This window comes from Acinetobacter sp. YH12069, from assembly GCF_013419675.1.
GTDB lineage: Bacteria > Pseudomonadota > Gammaproteobacteria > Pseudomonadales > Moraxellaceae > Acinetobacter > Acinetobacter amyesii.
Window position 1 is genome coordinate 88,750 of record NZ_VOZS01000012.1, and the last position, 24,261, is coordinate 113,010.

At 41.0% G+C, this 24,261-nt stretch carries 20 protein-coding genes; 15 read left to right on the forward strand and 5 right to left on the reverse strand.

Features of this window, described 5'->3' with window-relative positions; genetic code table 11:
* Window positions 1-228 precede the first annotated feature (228 nt).
* Genes FTU16_RS10720 through FTU16_RS10755 form a run of 9 tightly spaced genes read left to right on the forward strand, consistent with a single transcriptional unit; the run spans window position 229 to window position 8,452 of the window.
* Window positions 229-1,710 carry a carbohydrate porin gene (locus FTU16_RS10720; protein ID WP_180163222.1) on the forward strand — a complete coding sequence of 494 codons (1,482 nt, stop codon included), beginning with the start codon at window positions 229-231 and terminating at the stop codon, window positions 1,708-1,710.
* Window positions 1,711-1,743: 33 nt separating this feature from the next.
* Window positions 1,744-2,799, forward strand: a complete 1,056-nt coding sequence (locus FTU16_RS10725) for an ABC transporter substrate-binding protein (protein ID WP_180163223.1) — start codon at window positions 1,744-1,746, stop codon at window positions 2,797-2,799.
* A 9-nt stretch (window positions 2,800-2,808) separates the two neighbouring features.
* On the forward strand, window positions 2,809-4,062 hold the full coding sequence (locus tag FTU16_RS10730) for an MFS transporter (protein WP_180113243.1): 1,254 nt from the start codon (window positions 2,809-2,811) through the stop codon (window positions 4,060-4,062).
* Window positions 4,059-4,640 (forward strand): ABC transporter permease, encoded by a 582-nt coding sequence (locus FTU16_RS10735; protein ID WP_257227114.1) that lies wholly within the window; start codon window positions 4,059-4,061, stop codon window positions 4,638-4,640. The genes FTU16_RS10730 and FTU16_RS10735 overlap by 4 nt, the downstream gene beginning before the upstream one ends.
* Window positions 4,619-4,906, forward strand: a complete 288-nt coding sequence (locus FTU16_RS16535; protein ID WP_257227115.1) for an ABC transporter permease — start codon at window positions 4,619-4,621, stop codon at window positions 4,904-4,906. The genes FTU16_RS10735 and FTU16_RS16535 overlap by 22 nt, the downstream gene beginning before the upstream one ends.
* Window positions 4,903-5,697, forward strand: a complete 795-nt coding sequence (locus tag FTU16_RS10740) for an ABC transporter permease (RefSeq protein WP_180105969.1) — start codon at window positions 4,903-4,905, stop codon at window positions 5,695-5,697. Before FTU16_RS16535 ends, FTU16_RS10740 begins: the two co-directional genes overlap by 4 nt.
* 12 nt (window positions 5,698-5,709) lie before the next feature.
* Window positions 5,710-6,765 carry an ABC transporter substrate-binding protein gene (locus FTU16_RS10745; protein WP_257227116.1) on the forward strand — a complete coding sequence of 352 codons (1,056 nt, stop codon included), beginning with the start codon at window positions 5,710-5,712 and terminating at the stop codon, window positions 6,763-6,765.
* Between the two features lie 2 nt (window positions 6,766-6,767).
* Entirely contained in the window at window positions 6,768-7,601 is an 834-nt protein-coding gene (locus tag FTU16_RS10750) for an ABC transporter ATP-binding protein (RefSeq protein WP_078191496.1), read from the forward strand.
* A gap of 20 nt (window positions 7,602-7,621) precedes the next feature.
* Window positions 7,622-8,452: an ABC transporter permease gene (locus FTU16_RS10755; protein ID WP_168378818.1), complete on the forward strand. Its 831-nt coding sequence runs from the start codon at window positions 7,622-7,624 to the stop codon at window positions 8,450-8,452.
* Window positions 8,453-8,624: 172 nt separating this feature from the next.
* On the opposite strand, the gene FTU16_RS10760 is transcribed toward FTU16_RS10755, so the two are convergent.
* Entirely contained in the window at window positions 8,625-9,719 is a 1,095-nt protein-coding gene (locus FTU16_RS10760; RefSeq protein WP_180163224.1) for a sigma-54-dependent Fis family transcriptional regulator, read from the reverse strand.
* Between the two features lie 230 nt (window positions 9,720-9,949).
* Here FTU16_RS10760 and FTU16_RS10765 point away from each other — a divergent pair, with 230 nt between their 5' ends.
* Both FTU16_RS10765 and FTU16_RS10770 read left to right on the forward strand, forming a co-directional pair.
* The gene (locus tag FTU16_RS10765; protein WP_067765474.1) at window positions 9,950-10,165 is read left to right on the forward strand and encodes a molybdopterin-binding protein; all 216 of its coding nucleotides are present in this window, start codon (window positions 9,950-9,952) and stop codon (window positions 10,163-10,165) included.
* Window positions 10,166-10,210: 45 nt separating this feature from the next.
* Window positions 10,211-11,035 (forward strand): ABC transporter ATP-binding protein, encoded by an 825-nt coding sequence (locus FTU16_RS10770; RefSeq protein ID WP_180163225.1) that lies wholly within the window; start codon window positions 10,211-10,213, stop codon window positions 11,033-11,035.
* 104 nt (window positions 11,036-11,139) lie between these two features.
* Here the strand turns inward: FTU16_RS10770 and FTU16_RS10775 are convergent, their stop codons facing one another.
* From FTU16_RS10775 to FTU16_RS10790, 4 genes are all read right to left on the reverse strand, one after another.
* On the reverse strand, window positions 11,140-12,567 hold the full coding sequence (locus tag FTU16_RS10775) for an LLM class flavin-dependent oxidoreductase (protein ID WP_180163226.1): 1,428 nt from the start codon (window positions 12,565-12,567) through the stop codon (window positions 11,140-11,142).
* 297 nt (window positions 12,568-12,864) lie between these two features.
* Window positions 12,865-14,226 carry an LLM class flavin-dependent oxidoreductase gene (locus FTU16_RS10780; RefSeq protein WP_180163227.1) on the reverse strand — a complete coding sequence of 454 codons (1,362 nt, stop codon included), beginning with the start codon at window positions 14,224-14,226 and terminating at the stop codon, window positions 12,865-12,867.
* A 254-nt stretch (window positions 14,227-14,480) separates the two neighbouring features.
* Window positions 14,481-15,848 (reverse strand): MATE family efflux transporter, encoded by a 1,368-nt coding sequence (locus FTU16_RS10785; RefSeq protein ID WP_180003516.1) that lies wholly within the window; start codon window positions 15,846-15,848, stop codon window positions 14,481-14,483.
* Between the two features lie 147 nt (window positions 15,849-15,995).
* Window positions 15,996-17,150 (reverse strand): methionine aminotransferase, encoded by a 1,155-nt coding sequence (locus FTU16_RS10790; RefSeq protein WP_180163228.1) that lies wholly within the window; start codon window positions 17,148-17,150, stop codon window positions 15,996-15,998.
* A 229-nt stretch (window positions 17,151-17,379) separates the two neighbouring features.
* On the opposite strand from FTU16_RS10790, the gene FTU16_RS10795 reads away from it, so the two are divergent.
* The 4 genes from FTU16_RS10795 to FTU16_RS10810 are packed head-to-tail and all read left to right on the forward strand — an operon-like array spanning window position 17,380 to window position 24,233.
* Entirely contained in the window at window positions 17,380-20,742 is a 3,363-nt protein-coding gene (locus FTU16_RS10795; protein ID WP_180163229.1) for a type VI secretion system Vgr family protein, read from the forward strand.
* 10 nt (window positions 20,743-20,752) lie between these two features.
* Window positions 20,753-21,265, forward strand: coding sequence for a hypothetical protein (locus tag FTU16_RS10800; RefSeq protein WP_171262675.1), 513 nt, complete (start codon window positions 20,753-20,755; stop codon window positions 21,263-21,265).
* 5 nt (window positions 21,266-21,270) lie between these two features.
* A complete protein-coding gene (locus tag FTU16_RS10805) occupies window positions 21,271-23,700 on the forward strand; it encodes a hypothetical protein (RefSeq protein WP_180163230.1) in 2,430 nt (809 codons plus the stop codon).
* Window positions 23,700-24,233, forward strand: coding sequence for a hypothetical protein (locus tag FTU16_RS10810; protein ID WP_180009574.1), 534 nt, complete (start codon window positions 23,700-23,702; stop codon window positions 24,231-24,233). The genes FTU16_RS10805 and FTU16_RS10810 overlap by 1 nt, the downstream gene beginning before the upstream one ends.
* Window positions 24,234-24,261: the final 28 nt, after the last annotated feature.

Consider the following 24,261-nt stretch of genomic DNA (forward strand, 5'->3'; position numbering starts at 1 on the left):
TCTGCTTTTCGTGTCCTACAACAGGCATGTTGTTGTGCTATGACACTCGCGATGATGCGCGCTTAAATTCTAAAAGCTGTCTTCGAGTTTCGGTCGTGCATAAGTTGAATAAAACCTACGACCACTCAGATTAATTTTTAAAAAACCCACGCAGTACATTCACTTCATGCACCTTGCATGGGGTTGGGGGATTTTGCGCTTTGGGAAAAATGTTAGTGAAACCAAATCATGAAAAAAACCACATTAACCGTTGCGGTCGGACTGATTTTATCCGCAACCAGTCAGCTGAGTTTTGCATCGGATGAAGCACTTCAGCAAGAACTGAGCAGCTTAAAACAACAAATTGAGAGTTTGCAAAAACGCTTAAATGCCGTGGAATCTGGTGCGACGAAAAGCCAAGTCGTCGAAACGGCCGCTGTGACGACAGACGATACGAGCAACGCCGCTGATATTGAAGGTGAAACGCAGGTTGCAGAAGTAACCACAGCAACATCCGAAGATATCGACGGCTTACGTGCAGATATTGAAAACTATAAGTACGATCAGTCACGTCAATATGAACGTCAAACCACCAAATCGACCCGTGACACAACCCTGTATGGCACGGTTCAACTACGTGCCAGTGCGCTCGATGAAACGGGTGTGTTGGGTGCAACCAAATCAACATTTGATATTGGGACTGCGCTGATCGGTGTACGCGGGAATTTATTCCGGGATTATAACGAAGGCAAAAACCTCGATTATCAATTGTCCTTTGGTTATGGCAAACGCAATGATGGCACCAATAACAGTAACTTTAACTTACTGGATGCCTTTGTTCGCTATAACGCTTTTGCCACCAATGCGGGCCCCGAAACAGCCAAACTGAACTTTACGCTCGGTCAGCAGTTATTGCCCTTTGGTCTAGATGTGCAGTCTCCTGAAGATTTGCGTCCAACCATTAGTACCGCTGCAGCTTCGACCTTTTTAGGACTGTTTAATCGTCAAAATGGATTTATCGTCCGTGGGGATGCCCAACCTTTTGTCGACTTTGCATCGAACTACCGTGCACCGCTGTTTGAGTATGCCTTAGGGGTAACCAATGGGAATGCCAGTAATAAGGCGGATGACAACAACGGCAAAGATTATATCGGTCGTGTGGCTTTTACATTGCCAGTGGACTACGCCAGCATTTTCCGTGAGTTAAAGTTTGGGGCCTCTTATATCAAAGGTGAATCGAAAATTTCAGCCGGCGGAATCACTGATAGTGCTGCGAAACGTGATCGTTTGGGTTTCGATATTTATTATAACCACGCACCATTTGGTGTGACCTATGAATATCTGCAAGGCAAAACCGATTATGTCGACACCATAGCCCAAGACATCAAAGAAGCCAAAGCGGAAGGGCATACATTTACTGCCTTCTACACCTTGGGCGATCAGTTCTACAACAGTATTAAATCCAACGCCAAATTTGATGATTTCTGGCCGAAGTCAGTCCAAGGCTATTACCGTTTTGACCGCTATAACCCGAATAAAAACAACGCAAGCTATCTCGATACCGCGAGCGGTCGTATTGGTGAATATGACATTCACTCCTTGGGTTTAAACCTATTTTTTGCGCAAACCACAAAATTCCAATTACAGCTGAATCACTATCTGTTTGATGTCGAAACGGCAAATCAAAAAGACACCAATGAGCTGCAAGCTCAGGTTCAGTACACCTTTTAATTCAAATATTTAAACTATTAAGGAACATTTAAAATGAAAATTATCTCTAAAAAAATCGCAGCCACATTCTTGGCACTTTCAGCACTTGGTTTAAGCGTTCAATTGCATGCTGCCAATCCCAAAGAAATTCGCATTTCAGTATCAGCTGCGGGTGAGGGGGGTAAACCCAAAGTGGGCGGTAGTTTTGTAGCTACAGCACATTTACGAGGTGTGCTCGAACAAGAATTTAAAAAAGATGGCATTAAGGTGAATTGGCTCTTTTTCCCAGGAGCAGGCCCTGCAACCAATGAAGCTTTAGCCAATGGCAAAGTGGACTTTGCATTGCATGGCGATTTGCCCTCATTGGTTGGACGTTCGACGGGATTAAAAACCAAAGTGTTGTTCTCGACAGGGCGTTTTGGCCCAACTTATGTGGTGGTGCCTGCCGGCTCTAATGCCAAATCCTTTGCAGATCTAAAAGGCAAAAAATTCTCCGTCTTCAAAGGCACAAATAGTCAGATCGTATTTAACCGTGTGTTAGCAAAATACAATTTAACAGAGCGTGATTTACGAGTGATTTCGCAAGATGCCTATTCGGCACGTACTGCGTTAGCGACAGGTGATATTGATGCCACGATTACTTCACCATTTAGTTTGCAAGCGCGTGGAGTGGCGAAAACTTTAGTTGAAATTAAAGATCCCAAAGTTGCACCGATTGCGCACTTTTGGGTGACAGAAAGTTTTGAAAAACAATATCCAGAGGTGGTGCAACGTGTCGTGACGACACTGATTAAACAGGCGCAGTGGAGTTCTCAAGAAGCTAATCGTAGTGCGCAATATAAACTTTGGGCTCAAAGTGGCATTCCATTGGTGGATTATCAAAAAACTTGGGATGGCTGGAATTTAAAAGACCGTACTACACCGCTGCTCGATGAATTCCATCGTTCACAAATTGATAGTGCTTTAAAAATTGCCAAAGACGCTCGCTTAATCCGTCGTGATGTAGATACCAAAACATGGTATGAGCCGAAGTATCTAAATAATGCCTTGAAAGAGCTGAAGTTAGAGGGTTACTGGCGCCAATTTAATGCTCAAGGTCAACCGAAGTAAGTCGCAGCCATGAGTCGTCCGATTGAAAGCAATGTAATTGCCAGTCCATTAACCACCAAATTTATGAGCAGTTTTGTGCTGCTCACGATTTTGGCTGGACTGGGTGTGGGTGTCGCACGGGTATTAATTTCCTTGTATGCCGTGCATTTAGAAGCCACCGAATTGCAATTGGGGCTAATTTCTGCAGCGCAAAATTTTGGCATTTTGATCATGGCATTGCCGATTGGCGTGTTGGTACAGCGCTTTGGGTCTTTGAAAATATTCTGCATCGGCAGTGTGTTGGGCGCTGTGGTCTATAGCTTAACGCCACTCAAAGCTGGTGCATGGTATCTCTTTGCGGTGACAGCCTTGGTGAGTTTTGTCTTACCCATGCGTTTTGTTTCGATCAATACCGTTTTTCTGAGCAATTTAAAGCGTTTAGGTCCAGCCCGTGCGGGTTGGTTTCGCGGTTCGCACATGATGGGATATTTCCTGATTGCACCTGCATTGAGCGTGTTGTTGATCGAGCATTTCGGCTATGGCGGAAGTTTTTATGTGGTGTCTTTGCTTTTTTTAGGCACCTTGCTGTTGGCTCCGTGGTGCTTTCAACGTAGTACTCCGCAAGCGACGAATCGCCCGCATTTTCAATGGCGAGATATTGTGGCGCCTTTGGCACTCATCAAAACCCATGCCTCGCTGCGGATTGTCTGCATATTGGAATTTTTGAGCAGCGTGGCAAATAACTACTTTGGCTTTTTCATTGTGGTGATTGCTATCCAAAGTTTTGCACTTTCGGAGCCAATGGCGGTGATGCTGCTGACCGTACAAGGCATCGTCTTTGTGGGATCGCTATTTAGCATGGGCGGTTTGGCTGAGCTGATGGGTTATCAAAAGTTTTATTTGATTGGCCTAAGCCTGATGGCAACGGCATTACTGATTTTAGCCTTAACCAAAATCACGCTGTTGATGTGGCCTGCTTCGGTCATGTTTGGACTTGGACTCGGTATGTTGCATATCGCCAATTTTATGTCTTTCGCCCGAGTCGGTGAGCAAACTGCGATGGCTAAGATTTCTCCAATTTTAGCCCTCGTCGGACCTTCGGGTGGGCTGTTGGGTGGCTTGATAGGCGCCGTATTTGGCGCACAGGTTGGACTACAAAATTTATTTTTACCGATCGGGCTGGTGTTTATTGGTCTGATTATTTTGATCAGCAAAGATCAGGAATTTATTCAATTTTTAAAACCTGATGTCTCAGAACAGAGCGTAAAAGGACAAGAATTATGAGCCTTACGGATGTATCTGCACATTCGGTTCCCTTGCAAAGTGACCGAAGTGCGTTGGATTTTTTTAAGACCTATTTAAAACTAACTTTGCAAGTGGCGTGTGGACTTCTGATGCCAGTTTTGTTGTTCGGTCTATGGTATGTGGCAACACTTAAACAGTGGTTGCCTGAGCAGATTTTACCTGCACCGAGTCTGGTGTGGCAAAGCACAGTCGAATTATGGCAAAGCGGTGAATTGAGTTTTCATTTTGCCATCAGTGCCAAACGTATTTTATGGAGTGTCTTGCTTGGTGCCAGTGTCGGGATTTTGCTTGGTACTGTGTTGGGATTAGCAAAGCGTAGTCGGGACTTTATTTTTCCGACGGTGAATCTTGTTGCGCAATTTCCCATAGTTGGCTGGATTCCATTATTGATGATTTTCTTAGGCATCGATGAGGCTTTGAAGATAGCCGCTATTTCATTGGCTGTGTTACCACCGCTGTTGATTGCAACCTATAAGGGCATTACTCATGTGCCGAATAGTTTGATGGAAGTGGCAGAGGTTTACCAATACAGCAATTGGCAAAACTCAAAGAGGTGATTTTCCCAGCTGCACTACCTAGTGTGATCAGTGGTTTACGTCAAGGCATTATGCAGGCGTGGTTGGCATTGGTTTTTGTCGAGTTATTAGCAAGTAGTGAAGGAATTGGTTATCTCATGGTGTGGGGACGTCAGCTAATGCAGATGGACTTGATCTTCATGGCGATCATCATGATTGGTATTACGGGCTATGTCTTAGATACCTTGCTGGCTTGGTTAGAAAAAACGGCACGCTTTCACGCAACCCGAGTAGGAGGCAACCCATGAGCATCCTTTCATTAAACGCGGCAGCGCGCCAAGTCTTAGTTAAAACAGCAAAAGCACTCGTTCTACCTGTGGCATTTATCGCACTGTGGGCTGTGGCTTCACAGCAAAACTGGGTCGATCCAAAGTTGATTCCTAGTCCATGGCTCGTGCTGCAAAAAGCTGTGATCGTGCTTCAACAACCGAGCTTTTTGACAGGCTTTGCCGAAAGTTTGGCACGTAATTTTATTGGCTATGGCATAGGTGCGATAGCAGGTGTGTTGTTTGGGATCTTGATCGCGAGTTCACGCCTTTCGAATTGGTTATTTGCACCGAGCTTTCATGTATTGCGTCAAATTTCGCTGTTTGCATGGTTGCCACTAATTTCGACCTTTTTAGGTGAGGGACACGGCGCCAAAGTGCTGTTTATTACCTTATCGGTGTTTTATCCCGTGGCGCTACACACCTTTGAAGGTGTGAGCAGTATTTCGCATAAATATCGTGAAGTGGCCGAAGTCTATCAATTTCCCAAGGCCTACGCGTTTCGTAAATTGATTTTGCCCGGCGCTTCGGCTCAGATTTTTGTCGGTTTACAACTTGGGCTGATTTTCGCATGGCTTGCCACTATTGGCTCTGAATTTTTATTGGCGAACTATGGCAATGGTCTGGGCAATATCGTGATTCAAGGGCGTCAGGCTTTTGATGTCGAACTGATTATTTTTGGCATGTTGCTGATTGGTGCTGTGGGCGTGTTGCTCAATACGGTACTGACTTGGGTTGAACGTAAAGTTTTAGCTTGGCAGCAGGTTGGATAGGAGAACATAACAATGAAAAAAATGACAATCCATAACATTCCTCAACTCTGGCGTAGCCTATTTTTAGCTGCCTTGGTCGGTGGCACAGCCTTGGTTGGTTGCAGCACGCAGCAAGTGGATGAACCTCAGCAAATGGCTTTAAAAGAACTACGCTATCAAAGCTATCCGGGACTGGTGTCTTTGCCTGAGTTGGCACAAGACTTGGGCTATTTAGGCGACATTAAACTCAGTTATGTCGGCACAGTACAAGGTGGGCCACAAGATTTACTCACCTTGGTGGCAGGAGATGTTGATTTCGCTGGAGCCTTTAATGGCGCTGTGGTGAAAGTTATTGCCGCGGGTCTAGATGTGGTCCCAGTCGTCGCATCTTATGGCAGTGATGCTGAACAAAACGTGGGTTTCTATGTGCTAGAAAATAGTCCTATACGTGGCCCACGAGACTTTATTAGCAAGAAAGTCGCAGTGAATGCCTACGGGGCACATTATGACTTTGTGGTGAAAGACTATTTGGCTCGTCATGGCTTAACTGACGATGAAATCCGACAAGTTGAGCTGATTATGTTGCCACCAGTGAGCTCAGAACAAGCTCTACGGAATGGTCAAATTGATATTGCGGTGTTCTCAGGCATTTTGGAAAAACGGGCCTTAAAACATGGTGGTGTACGTAGCATCTTTAAAGATATTGATTTATACGGGCCCTTTACCGCAGGCAGTTTTTCGATGCGTGGAGAGTTTATTCAAGCGCATCCTGAGTTGGCTCGTACTTTTGTCAGTGGCGTGGCCAAAGCTCAGGAATGGCTACACAACACGCCGAAAGAGCAAATCATTGCCCGTATGGAAAGCATTATTGAAAAACGTCAACGCAATGAAAATACAGCACTTATTCCATATTACACAGGCACAGGTGTCCACGAAGTCGGTGGCGTGCAAAAAGATCAAGACTTTGCCCCATGGGTGAGTGCCTTAGAAAAAGAACACAAATTAAAACCGAATCAAATTGAGGTCAGTCGCATCTATAGCAATGAATTTAATCCCTATGCGAAAGACCAAAAATCAAAAGGAATATAACAATGACCAGTGCATTACATTTAGATCACGTACGTAAGGTATTTCCTGCACAAAACCATGTCGGCAGTAAAAACTATAAGCCTGAATTTGTTGCTGTAGAAAATGTCACTTTGGATATTCAACCGGGTGAATTTGTTTCAATCGTAGGGCCAAGTGGCTGCGGAAAATCTACATTATTAGACTTAATTGCAGGTTTAACCAAACCGTCGGCCGGGCAGATTTTACTGAGTGGCAAGCAGATTACTCAACCGGGTTTAGACCGTGGCATTGTGTTTCAGCAATATGCGCTCTATCCATGGTTAACCGCACTGGAAAATATCGAATTTGGCCTAGAAGCCAAAGGCGTAGCAAAAAAAGAACGCCGTGAAAAAGCCGAATACTATTTGCAGCTTGTAGGCTTAAGTGGCTTTGAAAAGCATTATCCAAATGAGCTTTCAGGTGGGATGAAGCAGCGGGTTGCGATTGCCCGAAGTTTGGCTTATGAACCAGAAATTTTATTGATGGATGAGCCCTTTGCTGCCTTGGATGCGCAAACCCGAGAAACCTTACAGGCCGAGTTGATCAATATCTGGAAAAGCTCGAAAAAAACCATCGTTTTTATTACTCACAGTATTGATGAAGCGATTTATCTGAGTCAGCGCGTGGCGATTATGACCTCAAGACCGGGGCGGATTAAGGAAGTGATTGAAATTCCACAAAGCCTGCGCAGCTCGAGTGAAGATGTCCGTTCATTGCCTGAATATGGCCGAATTCGCCACAAAATTTGGTCATTGCTCAGTGAAGAAGTGATTAAAGCGCAAGCCCTCGAAAAACATAAACAGCTTGCACATAACTAAAATATTCAGAGGATTTATTTATGTCATCGACTAAACAAGCCATCAGTTATACGCAAACCTATAACGACATTAAACCCCGACTACAGTTCACTTGGTTAAACACGGTATTTAAACGCACCATTGCCATCGTGGCTTTTTTCCTGCTGTGGGAGATTCTGCCGCGTAGTGGTGTGGTCAATCCAGCCTTTTTACCGCCGTTATCTGTGGTGTTGGAAACCACATGGCAGCTATATCAAAGCGGGCAATTAGGCATCCATTTCTTGGCCAGTATAAAGCGTTCCATTATTGGTTTCATTTTGGCCCTAGCGATCGCCATTCCTTTGGGTCTCATCATTGGTTGGTACAAGCTCGTGGCTGAAACCTTAAATCCATTGTTAGAACTGTTTCGTAATACCACAGCACTGGCGTTAATGCCGTTGTTCATCTTATTTTTAGGCATTGGTGAAACCTCAAAAATCAGTTTGTTGGTGTATGCATGCACATGGCCGATTTTATTGAACACCATTACAGGCGTACAAACAGTCGATCCTTTACTGATTAAATCGGCACGAACCATGGGCCTAAAACCCTATCAATTGTTCCGAAAAGTGATTCTACCTGCATCCGTACCCACGATTTTTGTCGGTATCCGTCTAGCAGGGGCGATTTCGATTTTGGCCTTAGTGGCAGTAGAAATGTTTGGTGCCAAAGCAGGTCTGGGGTATCTGATTATTTATTCGCAGTTCAGCTTTGAAATTCCACAAATGTTTGTGGGGATTTTAGTCATTACTCTTGTAGGCTTATCCTTTAACTACTTCTTGATTGGTCTAGAGAAATACTTCACAGCGTGGAAACGTAACCCCGTGGAATAATCTAGACGAAATAGAAAAATAAAAAAACCTCGGGATATACCGAGGTTTTTTTATTGCTGATTTTTTATATTTAAAATAATGCAATGAATAAAAAATAATGTGGATGAATATTTATTTATCATTTTTGTATGGATTATTATTTTAATGTGGAGAAAATAAAAATATGACTTATTTATAATAAGCCATATTTAATCAGGCGAGTACGAATCACGTTGCGTGTCACTCCAAGCAAACGAGCCGTATGCACTTGATTGTATTGACAGTGCTGATATGCACTTCGGATAAATTTTTCTTCAATCAGCTCATTAATATTGTCTTGCTTAAGTTGATTTGCGGCTTGAAAAATTTGTAAAAAGGTCTGCTCAAGTAACTGTCCAGCATCTTGAATATCCTTGATATTGGCTACAGCCGAGGTGGCATTTTGTAAGTTAAAAGGTTCTGCACGTGAAAATGACGATGCGCTTTGAATACTCGAAAAACTAATATCTTCCGGTTCAATCACACCTTTTTCACTGACTAAAATCGCATGTTGAATGGTATTTTCTAATTCGCGAATATTGCCCGGCCAACTATGTAAACTGAGTTTTTTGAGAGCCAGTTGGCTGAGGCGTAATGGTGTGTCATGTGGGTTGGTTTGATAGACCTGAATGAAGTGTTTGACCAAAGGCAAAATGTCGCCACGACGCTCTGCGAGACGTGGAATGCGCAGCAAAGCCACATGTAAGCGGTAGAATAAATCTTCCCTGAAACGCCCGTCTTGTACGGCATGCTCTAAATCGACATTGGTTGCGGCTATGATCCGAACATTAATCGGAATGGATTTGAGGGAGCCGACTCGAACGATCTCTCTTTCTTGTAAAACACGGAGTAATTTGACTTGCATCGGCAAGGACAGATCACCAATTTCATCTAAAAATAAGGTGCCATTATGGGCTGCTTCAAACCAACCGACACGGTTGTTAATAGCCCCTGTAAACGCTCCTTTTTCATGTCCAAATAGTTCGCTTTCGACCAAGGATTCGGTAAAGGCGCCACAGTTCACCGCGATAAAAGGACCTTTGGCACGATGGCTCAATTGATGAATTTGGCGTGCAACCAACTCTTTACCTGTGCCCGTATCACCAATGATGAGTGCATTGGCCTCACTTGGTGCAATTTGTTCAATTCGAGACAACAACGCTTGCGATAACGGGTCTGCAAAGACCGTCGCTGTTGCCCGTTTATGTTTCAGTGCAGAGGGCACCGCAGGGTGGGTCAAAATAGACATATCGTTTCTTATAGTTGTTGAAAATGCAGATCATGATGAAAGATTTAAAAATAAAAGATAAATAATAATTCGATATTTAAATATCAGTTTCACCGATAAATTCATGTATGGATTATTTATCTGATTTTAAGATAAATAAAATCGGGATAACTAAAGGATAAATCAAGATATAGCAAGTGATTGAACTGTTTTATAGTAAAGCTCTCTTAATAACAAAAGGCATAATTAAAATGGCGATTACTTCAGTAAATGTGCGAAACCAATTCAAAGGCGTGATTAATGAAATCGTAGAAGGTCCAGTGGTTTCAGAAATTGATGTGGAAACCAAAGCAGGCTTTTTTACGTCCGTGATCACGACGCGTTCGGTGAAGGATTTAGACTTAAAAGTAGGTTCAGAGGTGGTGGTGTTAATTAAATCGACGGAAGTGTCACTGGCTAAACTCTAAGGTTTAGTCCAGCAAAGTTTGTCAGCACAAATAGAGAATAATGATATGAGCTTAGAACAAGCTGGTTCGGTTTCTATTCAGCAGCTAACGAAACATTATCCCACACAAAAGCAAGAAGACCTAACCGTACTTGAGGACATTAATCTGAATATTCAGCCGGGTGAGTTCATCAGTATTGTGGGAAGTAGTGGCTGCGGAAAATCCACACTATTACGGTTATTGGTTGGTCTAGAGCGTCAGTTTCAGGGCCAAATTTTGGTTGATGGTCAGCCTATACAGGGCACGAGTTTGGAACGCGGCATCGTGTTTCAAGATCATCGCCTGTTTCCATGGTTGACGGTACGGGAAAATGTACGGATTGCATTACATAAAAGTCAGTTTAGCCGTGCAGAAGAAGATGTATTGATTGATGAACATTTAGAGTTGGTCAAATTAACCCAATTTAAAGATGCTTATCCTTCGCAGTTGTCTGGTGGGATGAATCAACGTGTGGCGATTGCCCGGAGTTTGGTGAATCGGCCTCAGATTTTATTACTCGATGAACCCTTTGGTGCACTTGATGCATTGACACGTCAAAATTTACAGGATGAATTGCAGCGAATCTGGCAAAGTGAAAAAATCACCATGATCATTGTCACCCATGATGTCGAAGAGGCGGTATTTTGGGGTGATCGGGTTGTGGTCATGCAGCCACATCCGGGACGAATTAAACGAATTGTAGATATTCATTTAGCCCATCCGCGTAAACGCGAAGATGTCCGTCTGTCCAATATTAAAAATGACATTTTGACTGACTTTAGTGATCCAGTAAAAGATCAGTTGCTTGAACCTTTATCTCACCGATTTGCCGATTATAAATTTGCATGGTAAGTCTGGATTGACCATCTCCTAGACAATGTAAAAGCCCTGAATTCAGGGCTTTTTTGGCTTATCAAATATAGGTCAGTATGATCATCGCTTAAGTTGGATCAATATCAGTCCATAAAAATGCCCCAGTTGGGGCATTTGTTTTTAAGTTTTATCAAGCGTTGGTTTATGAGGCTTGGGAGGTATGTCTTTTTTCTAAAAACATATTGGTTTTCAGGTCGTTTTAAACCTAAGTTTTCCCGTAAGGTCTTGCCTTCATAAGCCGTGCGGAATAGACCACGACGTTGCAGTTCAGGGACAACCAAATCTACAAAATCATCTAAGCTTGCAGGTGTGGTTGGTGGCAAAATATTGAAACCATCCGCCGCTTCATTTTCAAACCAAGCTTGTAGTTGATCGACTATTTGTTCGGGTGTTCCAATCAGCGTCCAGTGCCCACGTGCGCTTGCAACCCATTGGTAAAGTTGTCGAATGGTAAAATTATTTTTACGCGCAATCTCTAAAATCAGTTGTTGACGGCTTGCGCCATTTTGCGCCTGTGTTAAATGTTCTGGTAGCGTTTGGTCGAGGTCAAATTGCGACAGGTCTTCAGTAAAACCACCCAATTGTTTGAGTAAGTTCAGTCCCAAAGTCGGATGAATATATGCATTTAATTCATCGTATTTTGCCCGAGCTTCGGCTTCAGTTAGTGCAACAAAGATCGATACACCCGGCATGATTTTTAAGTCATCGGCATGGCGACCATATTTGATAAGACGCGACTTCACATCACGATAAAAGGCTTGGGCATCTTCTAATTTTTGCTGTGCGGTGAAAATGACTTCGGCATATTTGGCGGCCAGTTCACGACCATCTTCAGACTGTCCCGCTTGTACAATCACGGGATAGCCCTGTGGTGGACGAGCAATATTTAATGCACCATGTACCGCAAGATGTTTACCCTTAAAGCGAGGTGGATGCAGTTTATCGCCCGTAAAAAATTGCCCAGTCTGTTTATTGTATTCAAAGGCATCATCTTCCCAAGAGTCCCAAAGCTTTTGTGCCACTTCTATAAATTCATCCGCACGTTCATAGCGTTCTTTGGGGAGCAGCGCATCATTGATGCCATAGTTTTTTGAAACCACACTGCCAGAAGTGGTCACCACATTCCATGCCGCCCGACCTTCAGACAGATGATCTAAAGAGGCAAATTTTCGCGCTAAATTATAAGGTGCTTCATAGGTGGTCGACGCTGTGGCAATAAAGCCTATATGTTCGGTTACCGCTGCAAGTGCAGAAAATAGGGATACCGGTTCGAGCCCGGCAGAGAAGGTGCCATTGAGACCCAAATCAGGTGTTGTATCAGGATCGACGGTGACGGGAACATCCGCAAGGAAATAGGCATCAAATAAGCCACGCTCTGCGGTCTTTGCCAGTTCAATAAAGTATTTTAAATTGTGACTATCCTGTGGGCGAGCCTGCGGATGGCGCCAACCTGCCACATGTTGCGAAGTCCCTGGTACGAATGCCCCTAAGCGAATTTGACGTTTTGACATAAATAAACTCTGTAAATGTTATTGTTCACTAGGAGTATTACAATGTTTATGCCAATAAAAATATTGTTATAAAACAAGATATTATTTTATTGTGAAGTTTTTACTGTTTTAAAATCAACAGAGAAATTAATCGCTTGTTGTGGATGCATCATCCAAAATCTTGCAGAACTTATCTGTTTATATATAAACACATAATAAAATTAAGGGATTTTGTGCAGATGGCCTAACTCAGATAGAAAAAATGCCTCGAAAGAGGCATTTTAGAGATGGGGAATAAAATCACGGATTAAAAATTTACTAAGAGGCCTGCACCTGTTGATTCTTCAGCACATATTGATTTTCAGGGCGTTTTAGACCGAGGTTTTCACGTAAAGTCGTGCCTTCGTAGACCGTTCGGAATAGACCGCGACGTTGCAGTTCAGGGACGATGAGATTGACAAAGTCATTTAACCCTGCAGGTGTTGTTGGTGGCAACACATTAAAACCATCGGCAGCGTCATTCTCAAACCATTCTTGCAATTGATCTACGACTTGTTCAGGCGTGCCAATTAAGGTCCAATGTCCACGGGCTGAAGCGATATATTGATAGAGCTGACGAATACTAAAATTGTGCTTACGGGCAATATCAATCATCATCTGCTGACGACTCGAAAAATTAATGTCTGCATCTTCGATTTTGGGGAAAGGGGCATCTAGATCAAACTTGGCCAAATTAATGCCACCGGCTAAAGCAGACAATAAACTTAAACCCACTTCTGGGTGAATTAAGCTATTTAAAAAGTCATATTTTTCTTGGGCTTCTTGCGCAGTCTTGGCAACAAAAATTGAAACCCCTGGCATAATTTTCAGGTCATCCACATGGCGGCCATACTTTACTAAGCGGTTTTTGACATCACGATAAAAGGCTTGCGCATCTGCTAAATTCTGCTGTGCTGTAAAGATCACTTCGGCATATTTACCGGCTAGTTCACGACCGTCTTCAGATTGTCCTGCTTGAACAATCACCGGATAGCCTTGCGGTGGGCGAGAGACGTTGAGTGCACCCAGTACTTGATAATATTGACCTTGATGATTGGGCTGATGTTGTTTTCGGGCATCAAAAAATTGCCCAGTTTCTTTGTTGTAATGGAAGGTATCATCCTCCCATGAGCCCCAAAGTTTTTGAGTGACTTCAATAAATTCATCGGCACGTTCGTAACGCTCTTTGGGTTCAGGGTGCTGCTGAATGTTAAAGTTTTTTGCGGCATCGGCAGACGCTGTTGTTACCACATTCCACGCAGCACGACCTTTAGAAATATGATCTAAAGAAGCGAATTTACGCGCCAAAATGTAGGGGTCTTCATAAGTCGTGGACGCTGTGGCAATAAAGCCAATATTTTGCGTCACAGCAGATAGGGCTGCAAACAATGTGACGGGTTCAAAGCCGACGCCTTTATCGTCCAAACCTTTCTCACCTTCGACAGCAGAACTCCAACGGACAGACAGACCATCGGCAAGAAAGTAGGCATCAAATAGACCACGTTCTGCGGTTTTTGCCAGTTCAATTGCATAATCAATATTGAGATGATCTTGTGGGCGAGATTCAGGGTGGCGCCAACCCGCGACATGCTGTGAGGTGGTTGGAATAAAAGCCCCAAGCTTTATTTGACGTTTAGACATAAAAAATTTCTCATCCCAATTATTCTTAAAAGATAAAAGGGATAAGAACAAAATCTATGCCAAACCGTAATTGTTTGAAAATATGAAATTTTTAATTTTAATTGGTTCTAGGTGTAGATAAATCAACAGGATATAAAACCAAATGTTGAAAAATAAACAGCAGTTTAACGGCAAACTTTATGCATGGATGTGTACAAGATTTTCCATATTGAGATGCAAAGCTGCGGATTGGCATTGAACGCTATTAGCGAACCTTATAGCAATACTTTGATGGCTTTTCGTCTCCATACCAGTTGGTAATACAGCCCTTGTAAAATACATAAGCTGACAAAGGCCAAGGCATAGGCATACCAAATGCCTTTTAAGCCCCACCATTCACTGAATAGGTAGGCACACGGCACTTCAATGCAAATAATCGCCATAATATTAATAATCATCGGCACGGTCACCGTTCCACTGGCCCGCATAATGGAAGCAAAAATCGCACTGGCACCAAAAAATAAAATCGACCAAAGCACAATGAACAGTAATTCTTGACCGAGAACCACAACTTCAGGATCTGTAATAAACAGCGCCATTAAATATTTAGAGAACAAATAGCCCAATGCCACCAAAATGCCAGTAATAATGAAATTCATCCCGATGGCCGTACGTTTCACGCGATTAATTAATTCAGAATGACCTGAACCGATGGCTTGTGCTGCAAAAATGGAAGCCGCAATCGCGATGGACAAGGCTGGGAATTGGATATAGTTCAAAACCTGATTGACCGCGCCATATGCAGCAGTAGCATCAGCACCGTGGCGGTTAACTAAACCGACAATCACGAGACCGGCCACAGAGGTCGTGACCATCTGAATACCTGTAGGAATGCCTAGTTTTAAGATAATTTTGCTGAGATCATGTTGATGGCGAATATGACGAATCAACTCGAAGTCGAGTTTGAGTGGGTGATCTTTCTTTTTTAAATAGAAATATAAAAACACCAAAGCAATTAAAAAGCCGATATGACTGGCAATGGCAGGGGCAATAATGCCTAAACTTGGAAATCCAAATTTTCCGGCAATCAGCACGGGTGTAATGATCAGCCCTGAACCAATGGTCATACCCGATGCGATCAGCGGAGTGGTACTGTCACCGACACCACGCAAAATCGAGGTGTAAATAATATAAATAAAGAGTAGTGGGCTACCGGCAAGCATCCATTGCACATAAGGCAAAGATAAATGCATCACGTCAGGGGCTGTGCCTAAGGCCAATAAAATGGGCTTGGCAAATATCACCCCTAAAAAGGCAATAATACTGCCACCAATCAAGGTCATAAACAGCGTTGAACCCACGACGGTACGAACTTTTTCAAGATTCTGCGCGCCCCAAGCTTGACCCACCAACACGGTTGCACCTGCCGAGAGTCCAATCACAAAAGCCATTAAACAGAACAAAATTGGAAAAAATACCGCAACGGCTGCAATGGCATGCACCCCAAGCATCTGACCGACAAAAACGGTGTTAATGGTCCCAGATAAATTCTGCAAAATATTGGTGGCGATCAAAGGCACCAGAAAAACTAAAAACGTTTTCCATAAATTTTGCTGAGTAACGAGGGACTGTTGTTTTGACATGCTCAGGTCCTAGACGCGGCTTTTTATGATTTTAAGTCACTGATAACACTATCATGTTGGCATTCAAAAAAGCCTTAGTTTTTGAGTAACCAAGGCTTCATTATTTCTACATGTCTGTTTTAAAAAAACGTTTGGGCAGATATTGCTTTAAACCGCGGAGAGAATCTCTGCAGCTTGATCTAAGGTGGCATCTTGTTTGGCAAAACAGAAACGTAATAATCGTAAATTTTCCGGCGGTTTTTGATAGAATACCGAGACAGGAATCGCCACGATTTTATGTTGTTCTGCCAACAACTGACACATTTCCACATCATTTAAATCTGGGCGTATGGCACTGTAATCAAGGTTTTGGAAATAGGTACCTGCCGATGGAATCAACTCAAATCTAGAGTGGCTTAAGCCGGCATTGAAACGGTCACGTTTGGCTTGGTAAAAATCGCCCAACTCAGTAATGTGCTCCGGATGTTCTGCCATAAAGTTAGCCAATGCCATTTGTACGGGCGTAACACCGCAGAAATTGGCAAATTGATAGATTTGGCGAAACACTTGCATCAAGGCTGGCGCTGCAATGCAATAACCGGTTTTCCAACCTGTGACGTGAAAGGTTTTACCAAATGAACCCACGACAAAACTGCGTTCACGCAGCTCAGGAAATGACAAAGCAGATAGATGCTGACGACCATTAAAAATTAAATGCTCATAGACCTCATCCGACAGCACAATAATATTTTTATCTCGAATCAGTTCGATCAAGTTGAGCCAGTCCTCACGCCCCCAAACAGCACCTGTTGGATTATGCGGTGTATTGACAATAATCATCCGGGTTTTATCGTTAATCGCAGCGGCAACACGATTCCAATCCACAGTAAAATGGGGCGTCTCTAAGGCAATGTGAATGGGATGAGCCCCAACCAATTTTACACTGGGCGCATAACTGTCATAGCTCGGATCAAAAATAATCACTTCGTCACCCGCATGAACCACAGCTTGAATGGCACTAAAAATACCGATGGTTGCACCCGGGGTAATGGTGACTTCGGTGTGAGGGTCAATATTTAATTGGTCTCGATGAGCAAACAGTTGGACCAATTGCTCACGCAAATGCATCAGTCCATCGCCGGGTGCATATTGGTTAAAACCCTGTTGCGTCGCATCATTTAGCGCATTTAACAGTGCTGGAGGTGCAGGAAAATCAGGAAAACCTTGAGATAAGTTCAGTGCATTTAGACGCTGCGCCATTGCACTCATAACGCTAAAAATAGTCACACCTTGGGCAGGCAGTTTGGATTCAATTGTGATCATGGAGCTTAAAATTTTTTATAGATTGCATTTTGAGTGTAGCAGCATCTCAGCGGCTGCGAAAAGTTAGATCCGTAAAATTGATCCAGTATTGATGTTCCTATTCACTTGAATACTAAAGTGATGTGAAAGCCAAAAAGAAGAATTCAACAAATTATTTGCAAAATGGGGTAGACGAAAAAATAATCATTTCCTAAAATGCCGTCATTAAAAAATTAAATACATAATAACAATGCTTAAAAATATTCACGCCATGGTGGAAAACTTTGGCTTTAGCGTACAGAAACGTGCGCTACACATTCATTTTTCAAATGAATCATTAAACACAGAAGTTTTTATTCAACGGATTGAAGGTCAACACCGTATCAATCAAGGCTTTCGTGCGGAAATTATTTGTCTATCGACCAATGCTCATTTGGCTTTAAAGCAGTTTATCGGTGGCCGAGTGGCTGTCGATCAAGTGACAGATTTGGGACAACTCAGTCGCCTGACTGGTGTGATTACAGGTGCAAGCCAAGGTCAAAGTGATGGTGCATTGACCGTTTATAAACTGGTGATTGAGGATGCCACAGCACTCTGGCATAAGCGTCGTAATAGCCGTGTCTTTATGAATAAGTCGGTAGGGGAGATGACCGAGATTATTTTTAGTGAATGGCAGAAAAAAAGTGCGTTGTTTGCTGCCAGTTTAAGCTTGAACTTAGAGGGGCTGGCACGTACTTATGATGTACGTCCATTCACCATGCAGGCGAATGAAAGTGATTATGCATTTTTGACTCGCCTTTGGCGCAGTGAAGGGATCAATTGGTTAATTGATGAAGCTGAGTTATTTGTCGCATTTTCGGCTGCACCGATGCAAGCACAGCAGCTGCGTTTAATTGATACCAATCAGGCTTATAGTGCTTTAGAGCGGAAAAAGATTCGCTTTCATCGGAGTCATGCCACGGAACGTTTAGACACGATCACCAGTTTTGTGGCAGAACGCTTTTTACAATCGACCACCATTCAAACGCAGCGTTGGCAAGCTCAACATTTGGCACAAGACCAAAGTAATCCGCTCTTAAGCGCCCATGCACAGAGTGAGCAACAGCACAATGAAACCTTAAGTTTAGAGCAGGCTTGGACCGTAAGTTCGGCTTGGACAACTGACCTTAAAGGTGCAGATCAGGCGACCACTTCAAATACACAGCAATTGGATCAGTTGAATCGGCAACTCAATCAATATCAGGAATTACAAGCCAAATATTTTACCGCCAGCAGTAGCGTAAGGGATGCACAAGTTGGGTATTGGTTTGAATTAGAAAATCATCCTGAAATCGATCAACATCAAACGACAGATCGTGAATTTCTCATATTGGGCAAAGCATTTTATAACCAAAATAATTTACCCAAAGATATTTTGGTTCAATTAGAAAAGTTACTTGCCGTAAGCCGTTGGCTATCTTTAGGGGATGAACGGCAGGCCAACGAGCTGTATGTGGTCCGTCGGCAAATTTCTGTTGTTCCTGAATATGATCCTTTATTACACCGGCCACCTGCGTTTCCACAGCGGGCTAAAGTGGTCGGTCCAGAAGGTGAAAGTATTTATGTCGATGCTTGGGGGCGTATCAAAGTTCGGTTTACGTTCACCCGCAGCGATGACCATAGTCATGATGGTGGAGCAGGGAGTAATGATAATGACAGTGACTCAGCTTGGGTTGATGTGCTGACCCCATGGGCAGGTGAAGGTTATGGCGCACGTTTTCATCCTCGTATTGGCGAGATTGTGGTTATCGACTTTTTTGAGGGAGATGTCGATCGTCCCTTTGTAGTAGGACGAATACATGAAGCTGAACGATCTCAGACAATGTTTGACCTCAAAGGTCAGCTTCCTGAAACCAAAAAACTCAGTGGTATCCGCTCGCAAGAAGTTGCGGGAGCAGGCTTTAACCAACTGCGCTTTGATGACACGACGGGGCAGATCAGTACCCAATTACAAAGTAGTCATGCAGCGACACAGCTGAATTTAGGTAATCTCAGCCATCCTAAAGAACAAGACAGTAGCCATGGTCGAGGAGAGGGTTTTGAGCTGCGAACGGATGCTTGGGGGGCAATGCGTGCAGGTAAAGGTTTACTTATTAGTACCTATGCGCAGGATAAAGCCGTTGCCGATCATCTTGCTGCTGCTGAAGCTCAGTCTCTTTTAAATCAAGGGCATCAGAGCATGAATATGCTGAGCGATTTAGCCGTAAAGCAGCAGACCGATGCATTAAATGTGATTAATCGTTTGCCGAAGTTAATAAACTCTTTAGAAATCAAAAGTACTGCCGAAGGTGTCAAAGCGACTTTAAATTTGTTCAAGGAGGAGCTAAGTCGAGACCCATTGGCAGCGTTAAAAAACTGCAAAAGTTTTGTCAAAGAAATGGGTTCAATCGCACATGATGTCAAAAGTACAGTAAAAGAATTTAAAGCATTCTTTAATGATGCCGAAGATGCCTTTGATAACTTAAAGTCTGTCATAGATCATATTGAAGAAAATGGTAAGGATGTGATTCAAGGGCGGGTTGCAAGTCTGAAAAGTAACCTCAAAGAAGATCCATTAAAAGCATTAAAAGATGTGGGTAAATTGATCGAAGACATCAAATTTAACCCTGATGATTTGTTGAATAATGGTGGTTTTGGTTTGCCACCAGCGATGACACCCATAAAAGCATTAGAAAAAGTACAAGGCTTTATGGAAGGCTATGCGCAAGGTTTAGAAAAATCCAATACAGCGGCAAAACAAGAACAAGGCAAATTATTCCGCCAAGCGTTGATGTTGCTTGCATCACCTAATGGTATTGCACTCACCACACCGGAAGATATTGTTTTACAAGCCTCGCAGGATATTGCAGAAAGTGCGCAAGGTTCGATTAATTTCAGTGCTCAAAAGAATATTGTCGGTCATGCACAAGACAAAATCAGTCTGTTTGCGGCTCAAAAGGGCCTGAGTGCTTATGCCGCAAAAGGGAAAGTTGAATTACAAGCCCAAGATGATGCTATTGAAGCAATTGCACGAAAGGTGATTAAGCTCATTTCAACAGAAGATAAAATTGAAATTACCAGTCCTAAAGAAATTGTGCTGACTGCAGGAGGTTCACAGCTGAAAATTAATGGCAGTGGAATATTTACCACGACAGGTGGCAAGTTTGAGAGTAAGGCAGGGCAGCATAGTTTTGTGGGAGGAGCGACTGTAAATGCACAATTGCCTAAGCTGCCTGAGAGTGGGGTTTTTAGTCGGAGATTTGAATTTAAAGATCTAATTTCTAAAGAATTATTGGAAGATGGATTTAAATATAAAGTTATAAATAAAAATAAAAATACGGAATTTATAGGCCTGCTTGACAAAGATGCACGTACTCAAAGAATCTTTAGTGATAATCCTGACAATGTAGAAATAAGACTGTTAGGCAAATCTGAGATTGATTCGGATAAATTATTTCTTATGGAGGAAGATGTTTCTCAGGATAATTTAGGTGAAGCATGCTGTGGCAGTCATGAAGATGATCATAATCACGATGCTGAGGAAATTGATGACGATAATAATTTAGAAGATGATTTTAAGAGTTTTGGAATTTAAGGGTGAGTTTATGAAAAAATTAAAAGAAATAATAGCTATAGTTGTATTTTTAAATAGCTCAACGTTATATGCAGAAAGTTCGAAAGACTGTATGAGTTATTGGAATCAGCCAATTAAAAAGATACAGGTGCTTGAGGAAGTTGAATGTGAACATATTTGGAATTTTGGTAGAGATAAAAGTAGCTTAAATCGCTTGCAAGTAATTAATGATTTGAATTTAAAAACAAATAAATCACAATGGTTATCAACAGGACAGTGTCAAAAAATATCATATAATAAAAAAATATATAATATTTATAATGCCGAATACAAAGAATATGGGCACAATGTTTGGTTAATTTATGATGAAAAAAATGCTTTTGCATATTTTAGAAAAATAAATAGTAAAGATCAGTCAGTAGTTTTAAGTTGCAATCAGGTTGGTAAGGATCAAGAATTAAAATTTATACTTAACAGCTATTTAAAAAATAATACATCTGTAAGTATGGAAAAATATAAAGCTAATGATTGGTACAAAGAGTAATAATAATGAAAAAAACAATCACTTTTAAGGATGGTACTACTAGAAATTTTGAAACTAATTTATCGGGTTTTATTGAAGCGGTTAGCTTTAAAGAATCCTCATCAGATTTATCTTTGTCATTAAATCATCCAATAAATCTATGGTGTGCAAAAAAAATTAATGATGCTGGATATTTGGGTTTATTTCAATGGGGGGAGTCTGCACTTTATGAGTTAGGATATTATTTAGGTGATAAAGGGATCTCTTATGAAGATATTAAAAAGGCAAAGAAAGGATCTGCTTTGCATGAAAATTGGAAGAATCAATTTGACTCTAATAATTGGTCAGGACATTGGTCAGGTAAAAAAAATATAAATTCGAAATTTGAATTTTTGAATAATCCTCAAATTCAATATGAAGTAATAAAAGAATGGATTAATTATTTATGTAAGCAGATTAGAAATAATAATTTAAATGAGCATTTTGGTCGGGTGATTCAAGGTGTAGAGATTAATGAGTCTGGCGTTATCGCTGGCATGCATTTGGTTGGTATAGGAGGTTTGGGGGCTTTTCTAGGTGTTTCAAAATTTTCTAGTCATAAACAAACAGATGGTAATGGAACACATATTAAAAAATATATTCAAGACTTTGGTGGATTTGATTTAGAGCAGTGTTGTAATCGAAAAATATATATAAATCTAAAAGATAAAAATGAAAAGGCATTAATAAATAAAGAAGTTACAGTTGTTTCAATATATTCAGGAAAATCCTTTTCTGCAGAGACGAAGGTTCGGGTTAAAAGTGATGAAAATGGCAGTCTCCCTGTCATTGTTAGACACCCATCAACTGAGATTAAAATTGTAGCTGATGGTAAAGAATCTAATCCTATTATTCAAAAAGCTGATCAAAAACAAATTGCAACCTTAAAAGATTTTGATGTTTCAATATTTCAAGCGAATTTAGAAGAAAATAATACGCCTCAATCAAAGCCTCAGTCTAATAAAACACCTCAAGAAGTAAGAAATGAACAGAATACATCTGAAGAAAAAAAAGAAGTAGTTACTGGTAATATAAAAGATGTGAGTTTTAATATTCAAATTATAGAAGAGGATACAAAGAAAGCTATTTCTAATATGGGTTTTTACTTAACTTATAAAGGGAATATAAAAAAGCATACAGCAGATTCATCAGGGACTAAAAAAGGTGTAGTGGCTGAAGTAGGCGAAGATATCGAGGTTTCAGTATCTGGAGCTGGACAACGTCAAAAGATACATCATTTTAAAGTTGAACAGTCTTTATCTAATCAGACTGTTAAAATTAAATTACCTGTATGTTTTTTTAAAATTAATGTTAAAGAAAATAATGAAAATGTAACAAATACTCTAGTAAGTATTTTTTATAGAAATAAGCAAATTGCGAAAAGAACAGATAGTAATGGAGATATTAGTGTTAAAATGCTATTGGGTTTTGTTTTTGGCTTTGGAATAAAAAATAAAGAGCTGGAGAAGGTCCGTGTTCTGAAAGGAATACCAATTAGGCATTTTAAAGTTAATGAGGGATTTGTAAAAGCTTCAAAGCTATATGAAATTGCCGATCAAAAGCGTAAGGAAGCAGATGAACTCAAGAAAAAATCTGACCAAATGCAGCGAAAAAAGCAACTAGAAGCTCAGGAAAAAGAAGCAAAAGAACAGGCAGAAAGAGCAAAATCAGAGGCTGAAAAAAATCAGCCTATTCAAGATAATACATACACGGAAAATGGCGGTGAGCCACTAACAACTGTTAGTAATCAATCTCCACCTACAAGTGATACAACACGTTATCATATTTACCATGATGGTAAGATTAAGCGTGAAAATAAGGCTGCTACTGGTTATGCAGAATTTATTTACTATGATTCGGCGGGAAGATTTTATAATTTAGGTAAGTCTCAATTTGTAGTGGCTGATAAATGGCAATCAAAAGGTGTTAAGGCAGGTGGTAATACATATTTGATTGATCAACGTAAACATAAATATTACAAAAGTGGATCTTTAGGTTATAAGTGGAATATTATTAGTGGTGATGGTCGGTATTATTTATCAGGATTATCAATGTCTGCAGTTCTTGGTGCTATGTGTAATTTGGGTTATGCCGAATATATTGGATCTGGATTTAGTTGTAGGGATGGTTCCCCAGGTGAAAGTGTAAGTCATTTGAATGGTATAAATGGTGATTTTAGATATATAGCTATTAATAATAGACATATGACAGAAGTAACATATACTTCTCATGATCATTTTGATTGGAATAAAAATGTCGCTTTTGTTGAAGAGTTATTTAAATTTGGCTATAAATTGTTTGGCTCACATCCAGTGAAAATTAAAAAAAATGCATTATTGCCTCATTCGCAGTCATGGAAAGATCATAATCATCATATTCATCTACATAACTTTTCTCCAAAAGTGGAAGATTTATAATGAAAAAGAAATCAGTTTTTACTATTAGTTTTTTAATATACTTTTTATTAATAGCATGCACAGAACAATCAAAGAGTGAAGTTGAAGTTATACGAAATGATAATGTAAATGCTATATTTACAGAAAATGGTTTTGGTGGAGTTGAAGTAAATCAAAGAATTAACGATGAATTTATTGAAATTGAAAATAGTAGAGTAGATAATTGTTTTTTTGCTAAAAATAGAAAAATAAAATCCGATGTGGATTTTCAAGTTTTTAATAATAAAATTTCTGTAATTTCTTCAAATCAACTCGGAGTTTCTACGAATCTAGGAATTAAAGTAGGGGATGAAGAAAGTAAAATTTATGAAAAATATAAGAATTCAGTGATTGATAAAAAAATAAATCCATATGGTGAATCTCAAAATGATTATTCAATTATTATTTGGAATCATGATAAAACAAAGGGTACACGGTATGATATCGAAAGCAAAAAAATTATAGGTATAAAAGTAGGTGATACTAACCTAACTTTAATGGAAGGTTGTGCTTAAGCATTTTTAAAAAATAAAGCCGACTCTC

Excerpts from the sequence above, each read along its gene's own strand:
- FTU16_RS10745 (WP_257227116.1), top strand. The coding sequence starts at position 5,710 with ATGAAAAAAATGACAATCCATAACATTCCTCAACTCTGGCGTAGCCTA.
- FTU16_RS10760 (WP_180163224.1), bottom strand. The coding sequence starts at position 9,719 with ATGTCTATTTTGACCCACCCTGCGGTGCCCTCTGCACTGAAACATAAA.
- FTU16_RS10735 (WP_257227114.1), top strand. The coding sequence starts at position 4,059 with ATGAGCCTTACGGATGTATCTGCACATTCGGTTCCCTTGCAAAGTGAC.
- FTU16_RS10740 (WP_180105969.1), top strand. The coding sequence starts at position 4,903 with ATGAGCATCCTTTCATTAAACGCGGCAGCGCGCCAAGTCTTAGTTAAA.
- FTU16_RS10785 (WP_180003516.1), bottom strand. The coding sequence starts at position 15,848 with ATGTCAAAACAACAGTCCCTCGTTACTCAGCAAAATTTATGGAAAACG.
- FTU16_RS10770 (WP_180163225.1), top strand. The coding sequence starts at position 10,211 with ATGAGCTTAGAACAAGCTGGTTCGGTTTCTATTCAGCAGCTAACGAAA.
- FTU16_RS10755 (WP_168378818.1), top strand. The coding sequence starts at position 7,622 with ATGTCATCGACTAAACAAGCCATCAGTTATACGCAAACCTATAACGAC.
- FTU16_RS10780 (WP_180163227.1), bottom strand. The coding sequence starts at position 14,226 with ATGTCTAAACGTCAAATAAAGCTTGGGGCTTTTATTCCAACCACCTCA.
- FTU16_RS10810 (WP_180009574.1), top strand. The coding sequence starts at position 23,700 with ATGAAAAAGAAATCAGTTTTTACTATTAGTTTTTTAATATACTTTTTA.
- FTU16_RS10750 (WP_078191496.1), top strand. The coding sequence starts at position 6,768 with ATGACCAGTGCATTACATTTAGATCACGTACGTAAGGTATTTCCTGCA.
- FTU16_RS10800 (WP_171262675.1), top strand. The coding sequence starts at position 20,753 with ATGAAAAAATTAAAAGAAATAATAGCTATAGTTGTATTTTTAAATAGC.
- FTU16_RS10795 (WP_180163229.1), top strand. The coding sequence starts at position 17,380 with ATGCTTAAAAATATTCACGCCATGGTGGAAAACTTTGGCTTTAGCGTA.
- FTU16_RS10720 (WP_180163222.1), top strand. The coding sequence starts at position 229 with ATGAAAAAAACCACATTAACCGTTGCGGTCGGACTGATTTTATCCGCA.
- FTU16_RS10790 (WP_180163228.1), bottom strand. The coding sequence starts at position 17,150 with ATGATCACAATTGAATCCAAACTGCCTGCCCAAGGTGTGACTATTTTT.
- FTU16_RS10725 (WP_180163223.1), top strand. The coding sequence starts at position 1,744 with ATGAAAATTATCTCTAAAAAAATCGCAGCCACATTCTTGGCACTTTCA.
- FTU16_RS10775 (WP_180163226.1), bottom strand. The coding sequence starts at position 12,567 with ATGTCAAAACGTCAAATTCGCTTAGGGGCATTCGTACCAGGGACTTCG.
- FTU16_RS10730 (WP_180113243.1), top strand. The coding sequence starts at position 2,809 with ATGAGTCGTCCGATTGAAAGCAATGTAATTGCCAGTCCATTAACCACC.
- FTU16_RS10765 (WP_067765474.1), top strand. The coding sequence starts at position 9,950 with ATGGCGATTACTTCAGTAAATGTGCGAAACCAATTCAAAGGCGTGATT.
- FTU16_RS10805 (WP_180163230.1), top strand. The coding sequence starts at position 21,271 with ATGAAAAAAACAATCACTTTTAAGGATGGTACTACTAGAAATTTTGAA.